The organism is Pannonibacter sp. XCT-53, from assembly GCF_009915765.1.
Classification (GTDB): domain Bacteria; phylum Pseudomonadota; class Alphaproteobacteria; order Rhizobiales; family Stappiaceae; genus Pannonibacter; species Pannonibacter tanglangensis.
In genome coordinates this window covers 418,925-438,063 of sequence record NZ_JAABLQ010000001.1, presented here as the reverse complement: position 1 = coordinate 438,063, position 19,139 = coordinate 418,925, and the positions used below count along the sequence as shown (strand labels likewise).

The 19,139-nt window shown below is 67.7% G+C and carries 16 protein-coding genes and 1 other RNA gene; 6 read left to right on the top strand and 11 right to left on the bottom strand.

Annotation, left to right across the window (positions count from 1 at the left end):
- Positions 1–69: 69 nt before the first annotated feature.
- The 4 genes from GWI72_RS02045 to GWI72_RS02030 all read left to right on the top strand — a co-directional run bounded on the left by GWI72_RS02045 (position 70) and on the right by GWI72_RS02030 (position 5,133).
- Positions 70–1,230, top strand: coding sequence for a GNAT family N-acetyltransferase (locus GWI72_RS02045; protein WP_161707743.1), 1,161 nt, complete (start codon positions 70–72; stop codon positions 1,228–1,230).
- A gap of 232 nt (positions 1,231–1,462) precedes the next feature.
- Positions 1,463–2,374, top strand: a complete 912-nt coding sequence (locus tag GWI72_RS02040; protein ID WP_161675295.1) for a PhzF family phenazine biosynthesis protein — start codon at positions 1,463–1,465, stop codon at positions 2,372–2,374.
- 412 nt (positions 2,375–2,786) lie between these two features.
- Positions 2,787–4,361 carry a 2-isopropylmalate synthase gene (locus tag GWI72_RS02035; RefSeq protein ID WP_161675293.1) on the top strand — a complete coding sequence of 525 codons (1,575 nt, stop codon included), beginning with the start codon at positions 2,787–2,789 and terminating at the stop codon, positions 4,359–4,361.
- 427 nt (positions 4,362–4,788) lie between these two features.
- Positions 4,789–5,133: an antibiotic biosynthesis monooxygenase gene (locus tag GWI72_RS02030; protein WP_161675291.1), complete on the top strand. Its 345-nt coding sequence runs from the start codon at positions 4,789–4,791 to the stop codon at positions 5,131–5,133.
- Here GWI72_RS02030 and GWI72_RS02025 read toward each other — a convergent pair.
- Both GWI72_RS02025 and miaA read right to left on the bottom strand, forming a co-directional pair.
- Positions 5,076–5,675, bottom strand: a complete 600-nt coding sequence (locus GWI72_RS02025) for a GNAT family N-acetyltransferase (RefSeq protein WP_161675289.1) — start codon at positions 5,673–5,675, stop codon at positions 5,076–5,078. The genes GWI72_RS02030 and GWI72_RS02025 overlap by 58 nt on opposite strands.
- Before the next feature lie 131 nt (positions 5,676–5,806).
- Complete coding sequence (miaA, locus tag GWI72_RS02020; RefSeq protein WP_161707742.1) at positions 5,807–6,745, bottom strand: tRNA (adenosine(37)-N6)-dimethylallyltransferase MiaA; 939 nt, start codon at positions 6,743–6,745, stop codon at positions 5,807–5,809.
- Between the two features lie 18 nt (positions 6,746–6,763).
- Between miaA and serB the strand changes: the two genes are divergently transcribed.
- Positions 6,764–7,654 (top strand): phosphoserine phosphatase SerB, encoded by an 891-nt coding sequence (gene serB, locus GWI72_RS02015; RefSeq protein WP_161675285.1) that lies wholly within the window; start codon positions 6,764–6,766, stop codon positions 7,652–7,654.
- Between the two features lie 44 nt (positions 7,655–7,698).
- Here the strand turns inward: serB and GWI72_RS02010 are convergent, their stop codons facing one another.
- From GWI72_RS02010 to GWI72_RS01970, 9 genes are all read right to left on the bottom strand, one after another.
- Positions 7,699–10,737 (bottom strand): EAL domain-containing protein, encoded by a 3,039-nt coding sequence (locus tag GWI72_RS02010; protein WP_161675283.1) that lies wholly within the window; start codon positions 10,735–10,737, stop codon positions 7,699–7,701.
- 487 nt (positions 10,738–11,224) lie between these two features.
- Entirely contained in the window at positions 11,225–12,730 is a 1,506-nt protein-coding gene (locus tag GWI72_RS02005) for a DegQ family serine endoprotease (protein WP_208995795.1), read from the bottom strand.
- A 120-nt stretch (positions 12,731–12,850) separates the two neighbouring features.
- Positions 12,851–13,036, bottom strand: coding sequence for a DUF2065 domain-containing protein (locus GWI72_RS02000; protein WP_161675279.1), 186 nt, complete (start codon positions 13,034–13,036; stop codon positions 12,851–12,853).
- Entirely contained in the window at positions 13,033–13,929 is an 897-nt protein-coding gene (hflC, locus tag GWI72_RS01995) for a protease modulator HflC (protein WP_161675277.1), read from the bottom strand. Before hflC ends, GWI72_RS02000 begins: the two co-directional genes overlap by 4 nt.
- A complete protein-coding gene (gene hflK / locus GWI72_RS01990; RefSeq protein ID WP_161675275.1) occupies positions 13,929–15,146 on the bottom strand; it encodes an FtsH protease activity modulator HflK in 1,218 nt (405 codons plus the stop codon). The genes hflC and hflK overlap by 1 nt, the downstream gene beginning before the upstream one ends.
- A gap of 197 nt (positions 15,147–15,343) precedes the next feature.
- Positions 15,344–15,826 (bottom strand): GNAT family N-acetyltransferase, encoded by a 483-nt coding sequence (locus GWI72_RS01985; protein WP_161675273.1) that lies wholly within the window; start codon positions 15,824–15,826, stop codon positions 15,344–15,346.
- Positions 15,823–16,353, bottom strand: coding sequence for a dihydrofolate reductase (locus tag GWI72_RS01980; protein ID WP_161707741.1), 531 nt, complete (start codon positions 16,351–16,353; stop codon positions 15,823–15,825). Before GWI72_RS01980 ends, GWI72_RS01985 begins: the two co-directional genes overlap by 4 nt.
- 77 nt (positions 16,354–16,430) lie before the next feature.
- Positions 16,431–17,531 (bottom strand): glycerophosphodiester phosphodiesterase, encoded by a 1,101-nt coding sequence (glpQ, locus tag GWI72_RS01975; protein ID WP_209000036.1) that lies wholly within the window; start codon positions 17,529–17,531, stop codon positions 16,431–16,433.
- A gap of 28 nt (positions 17,532–17,559) precedes the next feature.
- Positions 17,560–18,354 (bottom strand): thymidylate synthase, encoded by a 795-nt coding sequence (locus tag GWI72_RS01970; protein WP_161675269.1) that lies wholly within the window; start codon positions 18,352–18,354, stop codon positions 17,560–17,562.
- Between the two features lie 221 nt (positions 18,355–18,575).
- On the opposite strand from GWI72_RS01970, the gene ssrA reads away from it, so the two are divergent.
- Positions 18,576–18,942: a transfer-messenger RNA gene (gene ssrA / locus GWI72_RS01965) on the top strand.
- Positions 18,943–19,139: the final 197 nt, after the last annotated feature.

Below are 19,139 nucleotides of genomic sequence, written 5' to 3'. Positions count from 1 at the left end.
GCCGCCCTCTCCTTTCGGGGATAGCAAGGGTCTGCCTCCCGCCGGCCTGCCAGACTGGACCTTGCCGACATGCCTGTTGCTCCTCGCCTGCGCCCCGGGCGCATCGCCGATGCTGCCGTCCTGACCGATATCCTGCACCGGTCGAAGGGCTCCTGGGGCTATCCGGAGCCGGAGATGGCCGGTTTCAGGGCCAACAACCGGGTGACCCCGGCGACGCTGACGTCGCAGACGGTGATCGTTGCCGAGCTGGATGGCCGGCCGGTGGCCTTTGCCACGGGCGAGGCGCGGGAGGATCACCTCTTTGTCGACTACCTCTTCGTCGCTCCGGAGGCCCAGGGGCTCGGGCTCGGCCGGCTGCTTCTGGCCGCGCTGGAGGATCACGCCCGGTCTGCCGGCCTCGCCCACTTGCGGCTGGAAAGCGATGCCAATGCGGTCGGCTTCTACCGCCGCCTCGGCTTCGGGATCCTTGGCGACCGCGCCAGCACGATGATCCCGACCCTGCGCATCCCGCTGATGCAGCGCACGCTGGCAGACCCCGTCCTGCCGCTGAGCGGACTGGCGCTGACCTTCGATCCCGCCGGCCGCTGGAGCTTCGAGACGGACAATGAAGCCGCCATCGCGGCCCACTGGCGCGCCGCAGTCGCACGCAACCCGCACATGTGGAACGGCCGCATGCTGCAGGCCACCGATCTGGCGCTGACGCCGGAGGGGCTGCTGTCAGGCAGCTGTGTCGAGATCGCCTTCGCCAGTTTCATCGCCTGGCGCGACTGGGGCTGCCCGGACCGGAACGGCGCCAATGTCTTCGGCTCGGCCGTCGTCCGGGCAGCGGGCGGCGAGCTGCTCTTCGGCGTCATGGGGCCGAAGACCGCCAACCACGGGCTGATCTACCCCCCGGGCGGCAGCCTCGATCCGGGAGACCTCAGACCGGACGGCACGGTCGATCTGGAAGGCTCGATCGCCCGCGAGCTCCTGGAGGAGACCGGCCTTTGCATCGATGAGGCCGAACCGGGCGCCCTGTTTGCCGTGCGCGACGGCCCGCGCCTGTCGGTCGCCCGCGAACTGCGGTTTGCCGCGGACGCGACGCGCCTGCGCGCCCGGATGCTCGCCCATTCCCGGCAGACGCCCGAGGAGGAACTGGCGGATGTGCTGATCCTGGAGCGGGCAAGCGACCTGCCGGCCGCCCAGGTGCCGGCCTTCGCCCGGCTCATTGCCCGCCACCTCATCGGGTGATCCGCCCGCCAGCGCCCCGGCATGCACCCTGACGCGCACCCTGGCGCGCATCCTGGCACGCGCCCCCGACACGCACCACGGCACGCCCCCGGCACCTGCAAGGATTTGCTAACCACTTCCGCACAGGGCGGACTGGTGGAGCCGCGCAAACCATGCAAAAGTCCGCGCCTGTCGCGCTGGTTCGCCGCCCGATCCAGCGCCGCCTCTGACACGCATCCGGGAGAGACTGCCGATGGGACGCCGCTACGCCGTGCTCGACGTGTTCACCAACAAGGCCCTGGCGGGCAATCCCCTCGCCGTGGTGCAGGATGCGGAAGGGCTCGACACGGCGCAGATGCAGGCCATCGCGCGCGAATTCAACCTGTCGGAGACCGTGTTCCTGCTGCCTGCGCGCGGCCCCGCCCACTCGGCCCATGTGCGCATCTTCACGCCCGCGCGCGAGCTGCCCTTTGCCGGTCATCCGACGGTCGGCACCGCGATCTTCCTGGCCATGGAACGGTTCGGCGAGATCCGCGGCGAGCAGAATGCGGTGGTCGTGCTGGAAGAGGCCATCGGCACCGTCCGCTGCGGCGTGACGCTGAAGGAAAACGCCGCCGGCTTTGCCGAGTTCGACGTGCCGAAGCTGCCGCAGCCGGGCGTGCCGGCGCAGGAGAAGGAGGCGATCGCCGCAGCCCTCGGGCTCATTCCCTCCGAGATCGGCTTCGAGAACCACAAGCCCTGCCTCTATGACGCCGGCGTTCCGTTCCTGTTCGTGCCGGTGGCCGACATGAGTGTCCTGTCCCGCGTCTCGCCGGTCGTCTCGCTCTGGTCCGATGCCTTCGGCCCGGCCAAGACGCGCAGCGCCTACATCTACACCCGCCAGACCCGCTCGCAGGACAGCGCCTTCCACGCGCGGATGTTCGCCCCCGACCTCGGCGTGCACGAGGACCCGGCGACGGGCTCGGCCGCCGCAGCCTTCGCCGGCGTGGTGCATCACTTCGACCGGCCGACCAACGGCACGCATTTCCTGCGCATCGAACAGGGGTTCGACATGGGCAGGCCTTCGCTGATCGACCTGGAGATCGACATCGAGGCCGGCTCGCTGCATGCGGTGCGCATCGGCGGCCAGGCGACCCTGATTGCGCGGGGCGAGCTGTTCCTCTGAACGGCTGACCGGGCGGGCGGGCATTTCTTCTTGCGCGCCCCCGCCCCTTCCGTTACAGAATTTGCCCAGAACGCGCGCCAGCCGCCCTCGGCTGGCCCCTCTCCCCAGGGGGTCCGGTCGGCCACAGTTGCCCCGGCTCCCGAAGAAAAGGCCGCAAGCCCGCATGATCGCCGCACGCGACATGATCGAAGCTTCCCGCACTGCGGACATCCGCGGTGGCCTTTCCGCGCGCACCCTCCTGATCGGCCAGCTGCTTCTGCTTAGATGCCCCTGAGCGTCGGCAGGCCCTTGCACGGGCGGGCTCTCAGGGGATAGCGAACTCACCCAAGGATTGAAGACCGCTCCCGCCCGATGCCCCGATGGGGAAGATTGCGACCAGGGCCGGCGGGACTGAAGGGAAGGAAGACCACCCATGACCGCGACCAGCCCGGCAGAACAGGCCAGCTCGAAGGACAAGGTATTCATTTTCGACACCACCCTGCGCGACGGCGAGCAGTCGCCGGGCGCGTCGATGACGCTGGAAGAAAAGCTGCAGGTGGCCGAACTGCTCGACGACATGGGCGTCGACATCATCGAGGCCGGGTTCCCGATTGCCTCCAACGGGGACTTCGAGTCGGTGCGCGAGATTGCCAAGCGCTCGAAGAAGGCCGTGATCGCCGGCCTCGCCCGCGCCATCCATGCCGACATCGACCGCTGCGGCGAGGCCGTGCGCCACGCCGAGCGCGGCCGCATCCATACCTTCGTTTCCACCTCGCCGATCCATCTGAAGTACCAGATGAACAAGAGCGAGGACGAGGTTCTGGCCATCATCGCCGACACGGTCGCCCGCGCGCGCAACCTGATCGACGACGTGGAATGGTCGGCCATGGACGCCACCCGCACGCCGATCGAGTATCTCTGCCGCACGGTCGAGGCCGCGATCAAGGCCGGTGCGACCACGATCAACCTGCCCGATACCGTCGGCTACGCCACGCCGGACGAGTACAAGGCGATGTTCATGGAAATCCGCAACCGGGTGCCGGATGCCGACAAGGCGATCTTCTCGGTGCATTGCCATGACGACCTGGGTCTGGCCGTCGCCAACTCGCTGGCCGGTGTGGCCGGCGGTGCGCGCCAGATCGAGTGCACCATCAACGGCCTCGGTGAACGCGCCGGCAACGCGGCGCTGGAGGAGATCGTGATGGCGCTCCGCACCCGCGCCGACGTGCTGCCCTACACCTGCGCGGTCGCGCCCAGGATGCTCACCCGCGCGTCCAAGCTCGTGTCGGCGGTCTCCGGCTTCCCCGTGCAGTACAACAAGGCCATCGTCGGCAAGAACGCCTTCGCGCATGAAAGCGGCATCCATCAGGACGGCATGCTGAAGAACGCCGAGACCTACGAGATCATGCGCCCCGAGGATGTCGGCGTGAAGTCCACCTCGCTCGTCATGGGCAAGCACTCCGGCCGCCACGCCTTCAAGGACAAGCTGAAGGAGCTGGGCTACGAGCTCGGGCAGAACGCGCTGGAAGATGCCTTCCGCCGCTTCAAGGATCTGGCCGACCGCAAGAAGAACGTCTACGACGAGGACATCGAGGCCCTGGTCGAGGACGAGATCGCCACGGCCGGCGAAGGCGCCAAGGTGATTGCGCTGACCGTGATCGCCGGCACCGGCGGCCCGCAGAAGGCCATCCTGACGATGGACATCAACGGCCGCCACGAGACCCGCGAGGCGACCGGCGACGGACCGGTCGACGCGACGTTCAAGGCCATCCGCGCCATCTGCCCGCACACGGCAACCCTGTCGCTCTACCAGGTCCATGCCGTGACCGAGGGAACCGACGCCCAGGCGGAAGTCTCTGTCCGGCTCGAGGCCAATGGCCGCATTGCCACCGGCAAGGGCGCCGACACCGACACGCTGGTCGCCTCCGCCCGCGCCTATGTCGCGGCCATGAACAAGCTGAGCCTGCGCCAGCAGTCGGCCAATCCGGGCGCGCTGATGGCCGGCTGAGCCGGCAGCGGGCACGGTGTGACAATCAGGGGCCGGGGGCACATGCCCCCGGCCTTTTGTTTGACTGACACCGTCTGGCCGTCATTCCGGCCCAGCTGAGCGCAAGCGAAGCGCCGAGCCGGAATCCAGACATCAGCCGCGCGAAGCGCGTCAAGATCGGTTGAGTGTCAACCGTTGGTTCTGGATTGGTGTAGAGCTCGCTAACGCTCGCACTGTCACGCTGGATTCCGGATCTTCCGTTCGCTGCGCTCACTTCGTCCGGAATGACGACTAAAGGTTGGCACTGGGAGACAGTTGAACAATTTGGGCTAGGGCCCGGGGGCACATGCCCCCGGCCTTTTGCCTTGTGTGTCGCCCGCGGATTTCCGTTGATCTTTGCTGCCGCCTGCGGATCGTATGACCAGCCGCAGCCAGCCGGGAGCCAGCCGTGATTGCCGTGATCTTTGAAGTCGAACCGCATGCCGAGCACGTGGCCGCCTATTTCGATCTGGCCGGCGCGCTGAAGGCCGACCTGCTGACGATCGACGGGTTCATTTCGGTCGAGCGCTTCGAGAGCGTGACGACGCCGGGCAAGTTCGTCTCCCTGTCCTTCTGGCGGGACGAGGAGGCGCTGGCGGCCTGGCGCCGGCTGGCAAGGCACCGGACTGCGCAGTCAGTCGGCCGCGAGATGATGTTCGCCGGCTACCGCCTGCGCGTGGCCAGCGTGATCCGCGACTACGGCCTGACCGACAGGGCCGAGGCGCCGGAGGACAGCCGCAGCCTGCACGGGTAATGCGGGCTGCCGTTGGCAACCAGCCGGTCAAGCGCGGGGCTCAGGGCCTGGAACACATCCTGCGGTCGCCCCCGCACGCTGCGCCTTTCGCGGAAGTCCATGCCGGCCGCCTGCAGCACGCGCTGCGCCGTCAGGTGCTCGGGCCGCGCGAAGCTGATCAGGTGGGTGTAGGAGGTGTTGTCGAAGAACCAGCGCACAAGCGCCGGAGCCAGTTCGCGCCCGAATCCCCGCCCCCAGTGCCCGCGCGCGAGCACGATCTCCATCGCGATCTCCGAGGTGTCGTCGAACGGCTCGAACCCGGCCCGGCCGACGAGGTCGCCGTCCCGGGTCAGGATCTTCCACATGCCGAAGCCCTGCAGGGCAACGCCGGTGACATAATCCACCAGACGCCCGGCCAGGCGCACGGGGTCCCAGGCAGCGGCCTCGCCATCCAGATGGCGGTTGACCTCCGGGTCGCCATGCAGGGCGATGAGAGCGGGAAGATCATCGGGAGTGAAGGCCACGGCCCGGAGGGACCGGGTCGCGAGAACGGTTTCCAGCATGCCCTTGTCTCCTGTCTTGCACGGTGAGTGACTGGCTGTGACGCCGCGAGGGAGATAGCCAGAAATTGTGCGGATACAAGGGCGACGAGGGGACCAAAACAGGGAATCGACAGGCAGGCGAGCGGATCGCGTTAGCCGCGAGGCCCCGCAAGGACTTGATCCAGAAGCGCATTTTCCGAAACACCCGACGGATCGAGCCGCGGCCAGGCCGCCAGCTGGCCGCGGAAGAACGTCTCCTGGCGCTTCGCGTACTGGCGCGTTGCAACCACAAGCTGCCGCTCGGCCTCTGCCCGGTCGATTGCTCCCGCCAGCAGTCCGCCGATTTCCTTGACGCCGATTGCCCGCATCGCCGGCAGCGTCGCCGGCAACCCGAGCGCCAGCAGGTCGCGCACCTCGGCGATCCCCTCCTCTGAGAGCATCAGTTCCGCCCGCCGGGCGATGCGCGCATGCAGCCAGGCACGCGGCGGCGCGAGCACGACCGTCCGCACGCGATCTTGCGGCAGCAGCGGGGCCCCCGGCCGCTCCGCCTGCCAGGCAGCGAGCGTGCGGCCCGTGGCCAGGACCACCTCCAGCGCGCGCGTCAGGCGTTGCAGGTCCTGCAGACGGCCGGCCGCGTCCGGGTCAAGCGGGGCGAGAGCGCTGCGGACAGCCTCAAGGCCCTGGTCCTCGGCCAGACTGCGGCAGCGGGTGCGGATCTCGGCCGGGATCGCGGGCACCTCCGCAAACCCCTCCGTCAGGGCGCGGAAATAGAGGCCCGTTCCCCCGACGAGGATCGGTCGCAGTCCGGACGCCCGCGCCGCATCGAGGGCAGCGGCGACGAGCCCGAGCCAGGCCCCGGTGGAGAAGGCCTCGGCAGCCGGCAGCACGCCATAGAGCCGGTGCGGCGCGCGCGCCTCGTCCTCCGGCCCCGGACGGGCGGAGACGAGCCTCAGCTCGCGGTAGAGCTGCATCGAATCGGCATTGATGACGAGCCCCCCCAGCCGCTCGGCCAGGGCCACGGCAAGCGCGGACTTGCCGCTGGCGGTTGGCCCGGCTATCAGGATCGCGCCTGTTGCATCCGCATTGCTCATCTGCCGAAAGGTCCGTCCATGTCCCTGGTTGCCACGCTCGTTTCCAATCCGGCCGATCCTGCCCTGGATGCCGATCTGGCCACCCGGGCCGCCGGGCTGGTCCGCAGCGCCGCACCGGTCGAGACCCTGGCCACCGGAATTGCCGTCGACATCGCCCTCGGCGACGGGCTGGCAGCTGCCGAGGCCGACAGCCTGCTGCGCAGCCTTGTCGCCGATCGCCCGGTGGATGTCTATGTGCAGCCGCGCGCCGGTCGGCGCAAGCGCCTGCTCATCGCCGACATGGATTCGACCATGATCGGTCAGGAGTGCATCGACGAGCTGGCGGCGGAAGTCGGGCTGAAGGAGCATGTGGCCGAGATCACCGAGCGCGCCATGCGCGGCGAACTGGAGTTCGAGCCGGCCCTGCGCGAACGGGTGGCGCTCCTGAAGGATCTGCCGCTTGACGCCGTGGCCCGCGTCCTCGACACCCGCATCACCCTGACGCCGGGTGCGCGCGAACTGGTCGGGACGATGCGTGCCAACGGCGCCTACTGCGCCCTCGTGTCGGGCGGGTTCACCCTCTTCACCGGCCCCGTGGCGGAGCGCATCGGCTTCGACGAGAACCGGGCGAACATCCTGGAAGTTTCAGGCGACCGCCTTGCCGGTCTGGTGCGCGAGCCGATCCTGGGGCGCGAGGCCAAGCGCGAGCGGCTGGAACAGCTCGTGGCCGATCGCGGCCTGTCCTTTGACGACACGCTGGCCGTCGGCGATGGCGCCAACGACCTGGCGATGATCGCCCGGGCCGGTCTCGGGGTTGCCTATCGCGCCAAGCCGAAGGTCGCAGCCGAGGCAGACGCCCGCGTCGACCACGGCGACCTGACCGCCCTGCTCTATTTCCAGGGCTATCGCCAGGCCGACATCCGCAGCTGACGTCCGCGGGCTGGCCCGGCGCGCAAGGGTGAGGCCGTCACGTCTCAGGCCGAAACCGCCGACGGTGCGCCAAAGGACTGCACGCTCATGCCCATGACCTCCTGCTGATGCAGGAGCGCCAGCGCCTGTTCGGCCGGCATCGGTCGGCCGGTGTAGAAGCCTTGCGCCTGGGTGCAGCCCTCGGCCTTGAGCGCAAGGAGCTGTTCCTCGCTCTCGACCCCCTCCGCCGTGGTGGCAATGCCGAGGCTGGTGCACAGGCCGGTCACTGCCCGCACCACGGCCAGCTTGTCCTGACCCTTGTGGATGTCCTGGATGAAGGCCCGGTCGATCTTCACCTTGTCGAAGCGGAACTTGCGCAGGTAGCTCAGCGACGAATAGCCCGTGCCGAAGTCATCCATGGCGATGCGCACGCCGAGCCGCTGCAGATCCGCGAGGATCGACAGGGTCGCGTCGGTGTCGTGCAGGAGCACGCCCTCCGTGATCTCGATCTCCAGGCGGTTCGGGCTGAGCCCCGATGCGCCCAGCGCGGCAATCACATCCAGCACCAGCGTGCGGGTGCGGAACTGCACGGGCGAGACGTTGACCGCTACGCGCGTGTCCTTCGGCCACCGGGCCGCCTCCTGGCAGGCATGGCGCAGCACCCAGGTGCCGATGGCACTGATGAGACCGGTCTCCTCGGCCACCGGGATGAACTCGGCCGGCGACACGTTGCCGTGGCGGGGGTGCGGCCAGCGCAGCAGCGCCTCGAAACCTTCGATCTGGCCGTCCTGCAGATTGAACAGAGGCTGGAAATGCAGGCGGAACTCGTCGTTGGCCAGCGCCTGGCGCAGGTCGATTTCCAGCTCGCGCCGCGCCTTGATCGCCGAATCCATCGACGGCTCGAAGAAGCGGTGGATGTTGCGCCCGTCCTGCTTGGCCCGGTAGAGCGCCATGTCGGCGTGCTTCATCAGCAGGTCCGCATCCTCGCCGTCCGCAGGGGCGATCGCGATGCCGATCGACACGCCGATGAAGATGAACTGGCCGCCAATGTCGAACGGCTGGCCGATGGCGGCGATGATCTGGTCGGCGATCTCGGCTGCCCGGTGCCCGTCCGTGCGGCCGGCCAGCAGGATGGCGAATTCGTCTCCGCCCAGCCGGGCCACATGGTCGCGCTCGCCCAGGGCCTGACGCAGCCGCTCGGCGACGGCCACGAGCAGGCGGTCCCCGATCGGATGCCCGAGCGTGTCGTTGACCGTCTTGAACTGGTCGAGGTCGAGATAGAGCAGCGCCGACGGGTCGCCCGATGCAAGGCAGTGGGCCAGCGCCTCGCCGATCTGGTCGCGGAACAGCACCCGGTTCGGCAGACCGGTCAAGGCGTCGTGATGGGCAAGATAGGCAATGCGTTCTTCCTGCCGCTTGCGCTCGGTCACATCCTCATGCACGGCCACCGTGCCGCCCTCGGGGGTCAGCGCGGTGGTGACGACGATCGTGCGCTCGCCCTTCATGCTGACGATGCGCTGGCTGCTGAGGAAGAAATGCGGCGTCACGCCTGCGCCACGCTCGGTGTCATCGGCCAGCACGACGGCGCCGTTCTCGCGGCAGCGGTCGATGACCTGCTGCAGCGACGTGCCCGGCCGGACATCGGCGACCGAGAGGCCAAACAGCTCGCGGAAATTGTCGTTCGCCAGAATGATGCGCTCGTCCGGCCCCGTCAGCAGGACGCCCTGCGGAATGCTCTCGACAGCCGATGTCAGGCGGTCGAACTGCTGCTGCACCTCGACGCGTGAGGCCGCCAGCAGGTCGAGACGCGCCTGGTCGAGGGTCCGCATCAACCCGTCGAAGGATGTGGCCAGCGATCCGATCTCGTCCGGCCGGGTCAGCAGCGACTGGGGCAGCTCGCTCTCGGAGCGCCCTTCCGCCCGGAGCCGGCGCACATGCGCCGTCAGGTGCTCGATCGGCCGGGTGACCAGCAGGCTGAAGGCCAGCACCGCCCCGATGCAGGCCAGCGCGGCGAAGCTGACAGCGCCAAGAATGGCCGGAACGCTGTGGTCGATCTTGCGGGTGATCTCTTCCGTCGAGGCCTGGTTCTGGAGCTTGGCCCAGATCGCAAGCTTCTGCAGGATCTTGGTCAGACGATACTCGCTGAGGCGCAGCTGACGCGCCGTCGACTGCATGCGCGTGTCGATCTGCGCCCCCTGCAGCAGGTTTTCCCGCAGGCCATGCACATCGGTCAGATCGGTGGAAATGGCGCCAAGAATGCTCTGGATGTGGCGCACCCGGGCCCCCATGCCCCGGCTTTCCAGCCAGGGTGACACGTTGCGCAGCTCGCGGCGCAGGGCGGTCAGGGCCTCGAGTTGCTCCTCCACGACCGGGGTCACGCCGGCAGTGCTCTGGGGATAGGAATCACCGAGGAGGCTGTCGCGGAGCTTGCGGGCCTGCAGGCGGAGGTCATAGGCTCCGCGCAGCAGCGGCCAGTCGCCCACCAGGATGGTGCCCAGCCGCGCCAGCTCGTTTTCCATGCCGGTCACGCTGCGAAACGCGCGCTCGGCCGTGTCCAGCTCGCCGGCAATGGTGTGGCTGCTCTGTTCCATCAGGGCGTTGATCGACACCTCGAACCGCGTCAGGCTGAACTCGATGCGCTGCTCGATGCCCACGCGCGCCTCGCGGTTCACCTGATAGTCCTCGCAAACGGCGAGGATTTCGCGGTGCACGCCCTGCAGCTCTGCCTTGGCCATCTGCAGGCTGCGGCCCAGCTCTTCGAGCTGCACCCGCTGTGCGTGCCTGCGGAAGGCCTCGATGTCGGAAAAGTCGGCATTGCGCAACGCAAAGGCCGCCCGCTCCACCTCGCTGCCGGTGCGATGGAAACACTCGTCGATCAGGTTGCGGGCAATCGAGTTGATCTGCTGCATGGCCGCCGACGCCCGGAGCGCATCCGTGTAAAGCGGACCGGTGCGTTCGTTGATGAGGCGGATGCCTGCCGCAACGGAAAAGATCTGCTGGGTGCTGACAAAGCCGACGATGCCGATCAGCAGCACAAGAAAGCCGCCGATGCCGGTCATTACCACCCGAAGGCGCTTGGCCTTCGGAAAGGTCAGCTGTGGCATGCGCAATTCCATCCAATGCTCCCGCACCCCGCCGTCGGTCGGCCACGCCAGCGCCAGCCGTCGGATACGGCATGGGGCGGGCGCAGGCGAACCTGGCGCATCCTCTCCCCTGTTTTAGGTGAAGGTGCCTTACTTTCCGTAAAGGAGTATGAGAATTTTTACGGATGTACTTTCTTAACCCTGTTGCGGTCAGCCTTAACAAAAGGAAAATCAAAGCATTCAGAAAGCGGACCTTGATCTCGTCTTGCCTGACATCGTCAGTATGGCCCTCAAGCCCTCATGCGCGTCGCCACCGGTGAACGGCAGCGGCAGGCCCTGTCCTGCAGGCTCCGGCCGCCGCGCGCGTCCCCTCGGTGGAAACAGACAACGCCACAGAGCCGGAAGCTGACCCGGAAACAGGCCCAGAAACGGTCCCAGAAACGCACAAGGGGGTGAAGCCAGGCTTCACCCCCTTGCCGGAGAGCCAATCCGCCGAACCGGGCGGTGGTTACTGGTCTTCGATCCGCACCGGCACGAACCGCAGCTCGCCGGTCGGATTGGCAAGCAGCAGCAGGGCCGACTTGCGACCGTCCTTCTTCAGCTTCTCGATCTGGGCGATCACGTCTTGCGGCGTCTTCACCGGCTCCTGCGCCACTTCCTTGATCGTGTCGCCTGCCTGGACGCGCTTTTCCTCCGCCGCGCTGCCGGCGGTCACTTCCGTCACCGCAACGCCTTCCACGCCGGCGTCGATCTGGAACTTCTGCCGCAGCGCGTCGTCGAGCGTGGCGAGCTTCATGCCGAGGACCTCGCTGACAGCTTCCGGCGCCGGCTTGGCCGGGGTTTCCGTACCCTCGCCCTCGCTGGCTTCCGCCTCCTCGAGCCGGCCCAGGGTCACCTGCAGCTTCACGCGCTCGCCCTTGCGCAGGACGGTGACGTCGACAGCCTTGCCGATCTCGGTGTCGGCCACCATGCGCGGCAGGTCGCGCATGCTGGGAACTTCCTTGCCGTCGAACTCGACGATGACGTCGCCAGGCAGGATCTCGGCCTTGGCCGCCGGGCCATCTTCCGTGACCCCGGCCACCAGCGCGCCGATGGCCTTGTCCATGCCGAGGCTCTCGGCGATCTCGTCGGTCACTTCCTGGATGCGCACGCCGAGCCAGCCGCGCCGGGTCTCGCCGAACTCGCGCAGCTGCGCGATGACGGAGGTTGCCGTCTTGGCCGGAATGGCGAAGCCGATGCCGATCGAGCCGCCGGACGGCGAGATGATCGCGGTGTTGATGCCGATGACGTTGCCGTTCATGTCGAACAGCGGACCACCCGAGTTGCCGCGGTTGATCGAGGCGTCGGTCTGGATGAAGTTGTCGTAGGGACCGGAGTTGATGTCGCGGTTGCGGGCCGACACGATGCCGACCGTCACGGTGCCACCGAGGCCGAACGGGTTGCCGATCGCCATCACCCAGTCACCGACGCGGATCTTGTCGCTGTCGCCGAAGGACACGGACGTCAGCTCCTTCTCCGGCGTCACCTTCAGCACCGCGAGATCGGTCTTCTCGTCCTTGCCGATCAGCTCGGCCTTCAGCTTGGTGCCGTCATTGAAGTTGGCGGTGATTTCGTCGGCCCCCTCGATCACGTGGTTGTTCGTGATGATGATGCCTTCCTTGCCGTCGATGACGAAGCCGGAGCCCAGCGACTGGACGCGGCGCGGCTGGCCGTCACCGTCCTCGCCGCCCTCGCCCTGCTGCTGGCGGTTGAAGAACTCCTCGAAGAACTCCTGGAAGGGCGAGCCTTCCGGCACCTGCGGCAGCGGGATGCTGCGCTGCGCCTTCACGGTCTGCGACGTGGAGATGTTGACCACGGCATCGGCCAGCTTCTCGGCCAGATCGGCGACCGAGGCCGGTCCCTGCACCGGTGACGGTGTCTGTGCGAGGGCGGCCGGCGAACCGGTCAGCGACAGGGCAACGACGGCAGCCAGGGCGGCGCCGGCTCCCCGGGCAATGTGTTTGCTAGCGAACATGAGGGCCATTGGCCTCGTCCTCCATTCCGACGGAATGCGGCGGCCCGAATGGCGCCGGTCCCGGCCAAGGTTATACGACATGATGGCGGCAGTTCGGCACCAAACTTGCCGTGAAGGGGATCAGCCCCGGATCATCCACACGAGAAAGACGCCCGCGCACAGCGCAGCGAGGCCGGTGGCCCGGAGGGTCTGTTCGGGCAGGTCGAGCACCCGCCGCATCATGGTCTTCATGGCGTCTGGCGCCAGCGCGTAGAGGGTTCCCTCCAGCGCCAGCGCCAGTCCGAGTGCGACCAGCAGGTCGGTCATTGAGCAGCGGCAGCTGCCGGACGACCCGCGCCTGCCGGATCGTTGAAGTAGCGGAAGAAGCTGGAGTCGGGCGACAGCACCAGGCTGGTCTCGCCGGACCGCAGACCCGCTTCATACGCCTGCATCGAGCGGTAGAAGGCGAAGAAGTCCGGATCGACGCTGAAGGCTTCCGCGAAGATGCGGTTGCGCTCGGCATCGCCGTCACCGCGGATGATTTCCGCGTCACGGCGGGCCTCTGCGATCAGGACCGTGGCATCGCGATCCGCACGCGAGCGGATACGGCGGGCCTGTTCCTCACCCTGGGCGCGGATTTCGGTTGCCTCGCGCTGACGCTCGGTCTGCATGCGCTGGAACACCGCCTGGCTGTTGGCTTCCGGCAGATCCGCGCGGCGGATCTTCACGTCAACCACCTCGAGGCCGAGTTCGGCCGCGCTGGCGCTGACATCCCGGCGGATGCTTTCCATGATGCCGGTGCGGTTGTCACGCACCACCGCGGTGAAGGTCGCCTTGCCGAGTTCCGACCGCAGCGACGACTGCAGCAGCGTCGACAGGCGCTGGTTGGCCGCGTTGACGTTGTTGACGCGCTGGAAGAACAGCACCGGATCGGAGATGCGGTAGCGGGCAAAGGCATCGACCATCAGACGCTTCTTGTCCGAGGCGATGGCTTCCAGCGGCGGCATGTTCAGGTCGAGGATCCGCTTGTCGATGTAGATGACGTTCTGCACCAGCGGCAGCTTGAAGTGCAGGCCCGGCTGCTGCGTGGCCGAGATCACCTTGCCGAACTGCAGGACCAGGGCCTGCTGGGTGGGGCTGACGATGTAGACCGCCAGGTAGACGACGACGGCGGCCAGAGCGACCACGACGCCGAGGAGACCAAAGAGACCGTTCTTCATCACTGTCCACCTGCACCGTTGCGGACCGCCGGAGTGCCCGGCTGGGCCTGGGCCGGAGTGCGGTTCAACATTTCATTCAGCGGCAGGAAAGGCACGACGCCTTCCGAGTTCTGCTTCTGGTCGATGATGATCTTCGAGTTGGCGCTCAGCACCCGTTCCAGCGTCTCGAGGTAGAGACGCTCGCGCGTGACGTCCGGCGCCTTGCGGTACTCGTCATAGATCTTGGAGAAACGCTGCGCCTGACCGGTCGCCTCGGCGATGGTCTGGTCACGGTAGGCGGTGGCCGCTTCCATGACGCGCGCGGCCTCACCGCGGGCTTCCGGCACGATCCTGTTGGCGTAGGTCTGGGCCTCGTTCTGGATGCGCTCCTGGTCGGCCCGCGCGGCCTGCACGTCGCGGAAGGCGTCGATGACCTGCTGCGGCGGATCGACCTTCTGCATCTGCACGTTGATGATGTCGATGCCGGCGCGATAGTCGTTCAGCGTCTTCTGCATCAGCTCCTGCACGGCGATCTGGATCGGCGCACGGTTCTCGGTCAGGATGGCGTCGATGTTGGAGCCGCCGACGACTTCGCGCATCGCGCTCTCGGCAACCGCCCGGACGGTCCCTTCCGGATTCTGGATGTTGAACAGGTAGTCGGCGACGCCGTCACGCGTGTTGCGGATGCGCCACTGCACCTTGAAGTCCGCGTCGACGATGTTCTCGTCGCCGGTCAGCATGAGGCTTTCCTCCGGCACGTCGCGCGACCGCACGGTGCCGCCCATGACGGTTTCCTCCATGCCGACGGTCATTTCGCGGACCTGGAGCACCGCCGGCGTGAACACCTGGCCGACAGGATAAGGCCAGTTGTAGTTCAGGCCCGGCTGGGTCTGGTCGGTCACTTCGCCGAGCACCAGCTCGACACCGACCTGATCGGGCGCCACGGAATAAAGACCGGTCGCCAGCCACACGCCAGCCAGCACCACGCCGGCAAGGGCGATGCCCTTGGCCCCGAGATTGCCGCCACCGCCCGGCAGGACGGTCTTCATCCGGTCCTGGGTGCGCTTGAGCAGTTCCTCCAGATCCGGCGGCGTGTTGCCGCCACCGCGGTTCGGGCCATTGCCCCAGGGGCCGCCGTTACCGCCGCCACCGCCGCCACTGCCGCCGCCCCAGGGACCGCCGGCATTGCCGCCGCCCTTCCAGCCGCCGCCCCCACCACTCTGGTTGCTCCAAGGCATCAGGTCTTCCTTCGTCGGGAAACCGATCCTGCCGGTTTCCTGGTTGAACTTCCGGTTTGTGACCCGCAAGGGGTTAGGGTCCGGTTACCGCGCCGCCCGCCCGGGGCCGCGCGCCGCCCCCCGAACCGGCTTGCATCGCACGTCCTGCGGGAATTGGGTCTGTCGAGGCCGAATTTCAAGCTTTTCGGCCAGAGACTTCACGCCGGACCGGCGTCCCGGCGCATGTGGACGTGGGGGATGCCGTCCTCCAGATAGGTCTCGCCGTAGGGACAGAAGCCATGCGAGGCATAGAAGCGCTCCAGATGCGCCTGTGCGGACAGCACCACGGGTCGTGCGGGATGCCGGTCGGCCGCCCGCTGCAGTCCCTCGCGCATCAGCCGGTCGCCCAGACGCAGGCCCCGGAAGGCAGGGGCCACCACGATGCGCCCGAGCCGCACCTCCGCCTCCCCGAGCACGCCGGGGGCAAAGAACCTGAGGTAGCCCGCCAGCACCCCGTCCTCGGTGACCAGCGACAGGTGCTCCGCCTTCGGATCCAGACCGTCGATCTCGACGAAGGCGCAGGCCTGCTCGACCACGAAGACATCGCCGCGCAGCTTCAGGATGGCATGCAGCTCGTGCACCGTCAGCGCGTCGAAGGCGCGCCAGCGGGCCGTCAGCGTCGGGCGGACAGGGTCGGTCATCGGCGGTCTCCGGTGCCGGACACCGGCACGCTCCGGCGGTCGAAGGCGAGGAAGGTGAAATCCGCCTGATCCTTCGGACCGCGCTCACCCGGGATGCGGGCGACCTCCTGCCAGAGCGCCGGATCGATCGGAGGAAACAGGGTGTCGCCCTGCGGGCTTGCGTGGATGCGGGTGATTTCCAGCCGGTCGGCCAGCGCCATGGCCTGCGCATAGATCTGGCCGCCGCCGATCACCATCACTTCACCGAACTCCGCAGTCTCCGGGCGCCCCGCCGCCAGCGCCAGCCCGGCGTCGAGGGAGGGAACGAGCGCCACCCCCTCCGGCAGGTCCGGCGCGCCGCGACTGATGACGATGTTGAAGCGGCCCGGCAACGGGCGCCCCAGGCTGGCGAAGGTCCTGCGCCCCATCACGACGGGACGCCCCAGGGTCAGCGCCTTGAAATGCTTCAGGTCGGAGGGCACGTGCCAGGGCATGGCATTGCCGGCCCCGATGATGCCGTTTTCGGCGACGGCGGCCACGACGACCACGCGGGGGGGCGTGTCTGCGGGGGGGCGAGGCGCCGCTCCAGATGACGCGGCTGCGGATGACGCCAGGGCGGACGCGCTCACCGGCCGAGCGCCTTCAGCGCCTTGTCCGGCTGGTCGGTGAAGATCCCGTCCACACCGGCCGTGGTGACGGCCAGGCGCACCAGCTCGTCGAAGCTGGCCGCGAAGGGCGGCAGCCGGTCGGCGCGGAACGTGTAGGGATGCACCGCCAGCCCGAGGGCCTTGGCATCGGCCACCAGACTGGTCACTTCGGCGACCCCGTCCTTGTTCTGGTCGGTCAGGACCTGGGTGAAGGTCGGCCCGATCCCGTTGGCAACGGCGGCAATCTCCTTCAGTCCATCCGGCGTGCGCAGCCGGTCGTAGTCGACGCCCGGCGCCATGTTCCAGCTGTTCTCGCCGATCAGCTGCACCAGCTTGCCCGTATACCCCAGCTCCTTGCGCAGCCGGACGATCTCGTTGAAGTCGAAGGATTGCAGATAGACCGGGGCGTCGGGACCGTAGCCGGCCTCGGCCAGCACCTTGAGCACGGCCGCTGCCAGATCCTGACCCTCGGCGCGATGGAAGGCGGGCGCCTTCAGCTCCGGATAGATGCCTGCCGTGCGTCCGGTCGAGGCATTCATGCCCCGGATGAAGGCCAGCTCTTCCGCGAGTGTGGGAATGGTCAGACCCGTGCCGACCCGCGGGAAGCGGCCCTTGAAGGCCTGCTCGCCCTGCTTGTTGCCGCGCTCCAGCACCTCGAGCTGCTTCAGCTCGGCCAGGGTGAAGTCGATCGCGTAATACAGCCCGTCCGGCCGGGCCCGGCCCTTGAACACGTCCGCCACATTCGTCGTGGCATCGAGCGTGATGTCATGCAGGATGACCGGCACGCCGTCCCGCGACAGCACCACATCCTGCTCGATGTAATCGGCCCCCATGGCATGAGCCATGGCCTTGGCGGCCAGCGTGTGCTCCGGCACGTAGCCGGACGCGCCGCGGTGGGCGATCACAAGCGCGCTCGTGGGCGCGGTCGTGGCCGCGGCAGCGGGCCCGCTGGCCAGCACCGCATTGGGCGTCACCGCCAGGGGCAGGATGGCAACGGCAGCCAGGGCCATCAGGCCGGCAACGGAACGGCGACCGGAAAAGCCGGGGGCAGGAGAGCCGGGGCTGGGAAGCAGACGCATGAACGATCCTCGGCAGAGCGCACCGGCCTCAGACGGCAATCGGTGCCTTGATGGCAGGATGGGGATCATAGCCGACAAGCTCGAAATCCTCATAGCGGAAGGCGAAAAGATCGCGCACCGCCGGATTGAGCTTCATCGTCGGCAAGGGCCGCGGCGCGCGCGCGAGCTGCAGGCGCGCCTGCTCGAAATGGTTGGCATAGAGATGCGCGTCGCCCAGGCTGTGGACGAAATCACCCGGCGCCAGATCGCAGACCTGCGCCACCATCAGCGTGAGCAGCGCATAGGACGCGATGTTGAAGGGCACGCCCAGGAAGACATCGGCCGAACGCTGGTAGAGCTGGCAGGACAGCCGGCCGTCGGCAACGTAGAACTGGAACAGCGCGTGACAGGGCGGCAGCGCCATGTTGTCGACCTCGGCCGGGTTCCAGGCCGACACGATGAGCCGGCGCGAATTGGGCGAGGTGCGGATCATGTGCAGCAGGTTGGCGATCTGGTCGATCGACCGCCCGTCCGGGGCCGGCCAGGACCGCCACTGCGCGCCATAGACGGGGCCGAGGTCGCCGTTCTCGTCGGCCCACTCGTCCCAGATCGAAACGCCGTTGGCCTTCAGGTAGGCGATGTTGGTGTCGCCGGCGAGAAACCACAGCAGTTCGTGGATGATCGACTTCAGATGCAGCTTCTTCGTAGTGACGAGCGGGAAGCCGTCGGCCAGGTTGAACCGCATCTGATGCCCGAAGATCGAGCGCGTGCCGGTTCCGGTTCGGTCGCCCCGGTCGGTGCCGTCCTCGAGAATGCGGCGCATGAGGTCATGGTATTGCTGCACGACAAGCCTCGCAGGCGAGATAAATGAACGCCCTGTCCCCGGCCACCAGGCCATGCCCTTCGGATCATGCCCTTGGGGCCATGATTTTGAGGTCATGGTCCCGAGCCGGTCTTCAGGGCCGGGCGGAGCCGCGCCGGCTTACACGGCTTCAGGCGCGCGCGACAGCCGACACTCCCATTATTCCCCGTTCGCGCGAGTCGCTCCACAGCGGAATGTGATGCCCCCTTTCAATCAGGTCGACCAGCTTCTATATTGAACGTGCCGGCTTGCCGGCTATGGCGATAAATGGTCAGTGCAATAAGCCTATCGGACCCGGGGGCGGTACCCGGCGCCTCCACCCAAGCCCGCAGGACGATCATCGTCCGGCGGGTTTCGGCGGGGGCGAAACAGGATCGACGAGGGTGTAAAGACTGTTCTTTCGCTCGGCATGGTACCACCGACATCGGACCAAACTTATAGTTGCCAATGACAACTATGCTCAGGACGTCGCTCTCGCCGCGTAATGCGGTGCGGGTTGTCCACTCAAAGCCCTGACGGGTAGCACCGTCAGGCGGGGTCCGGAGGCACCTGGCAACAGAAGCCTCCACTTTCGTTTCGCACTGGCAACCGCCGGCGTATCCAGCAGAAGCCAGTCCCGACAGGTTGACCTCCGGCAGGACCCGGATGCATCCCCGTCTCCCCTGGCCATGCGCCGTCTGGCCGGGCTCATGCGGGCCGCCGGTTCCGGACGGCCGGTTCTGGGCGGCCGGATACGGGCAGCCGGATATGGGCAGCCGGATATGGGC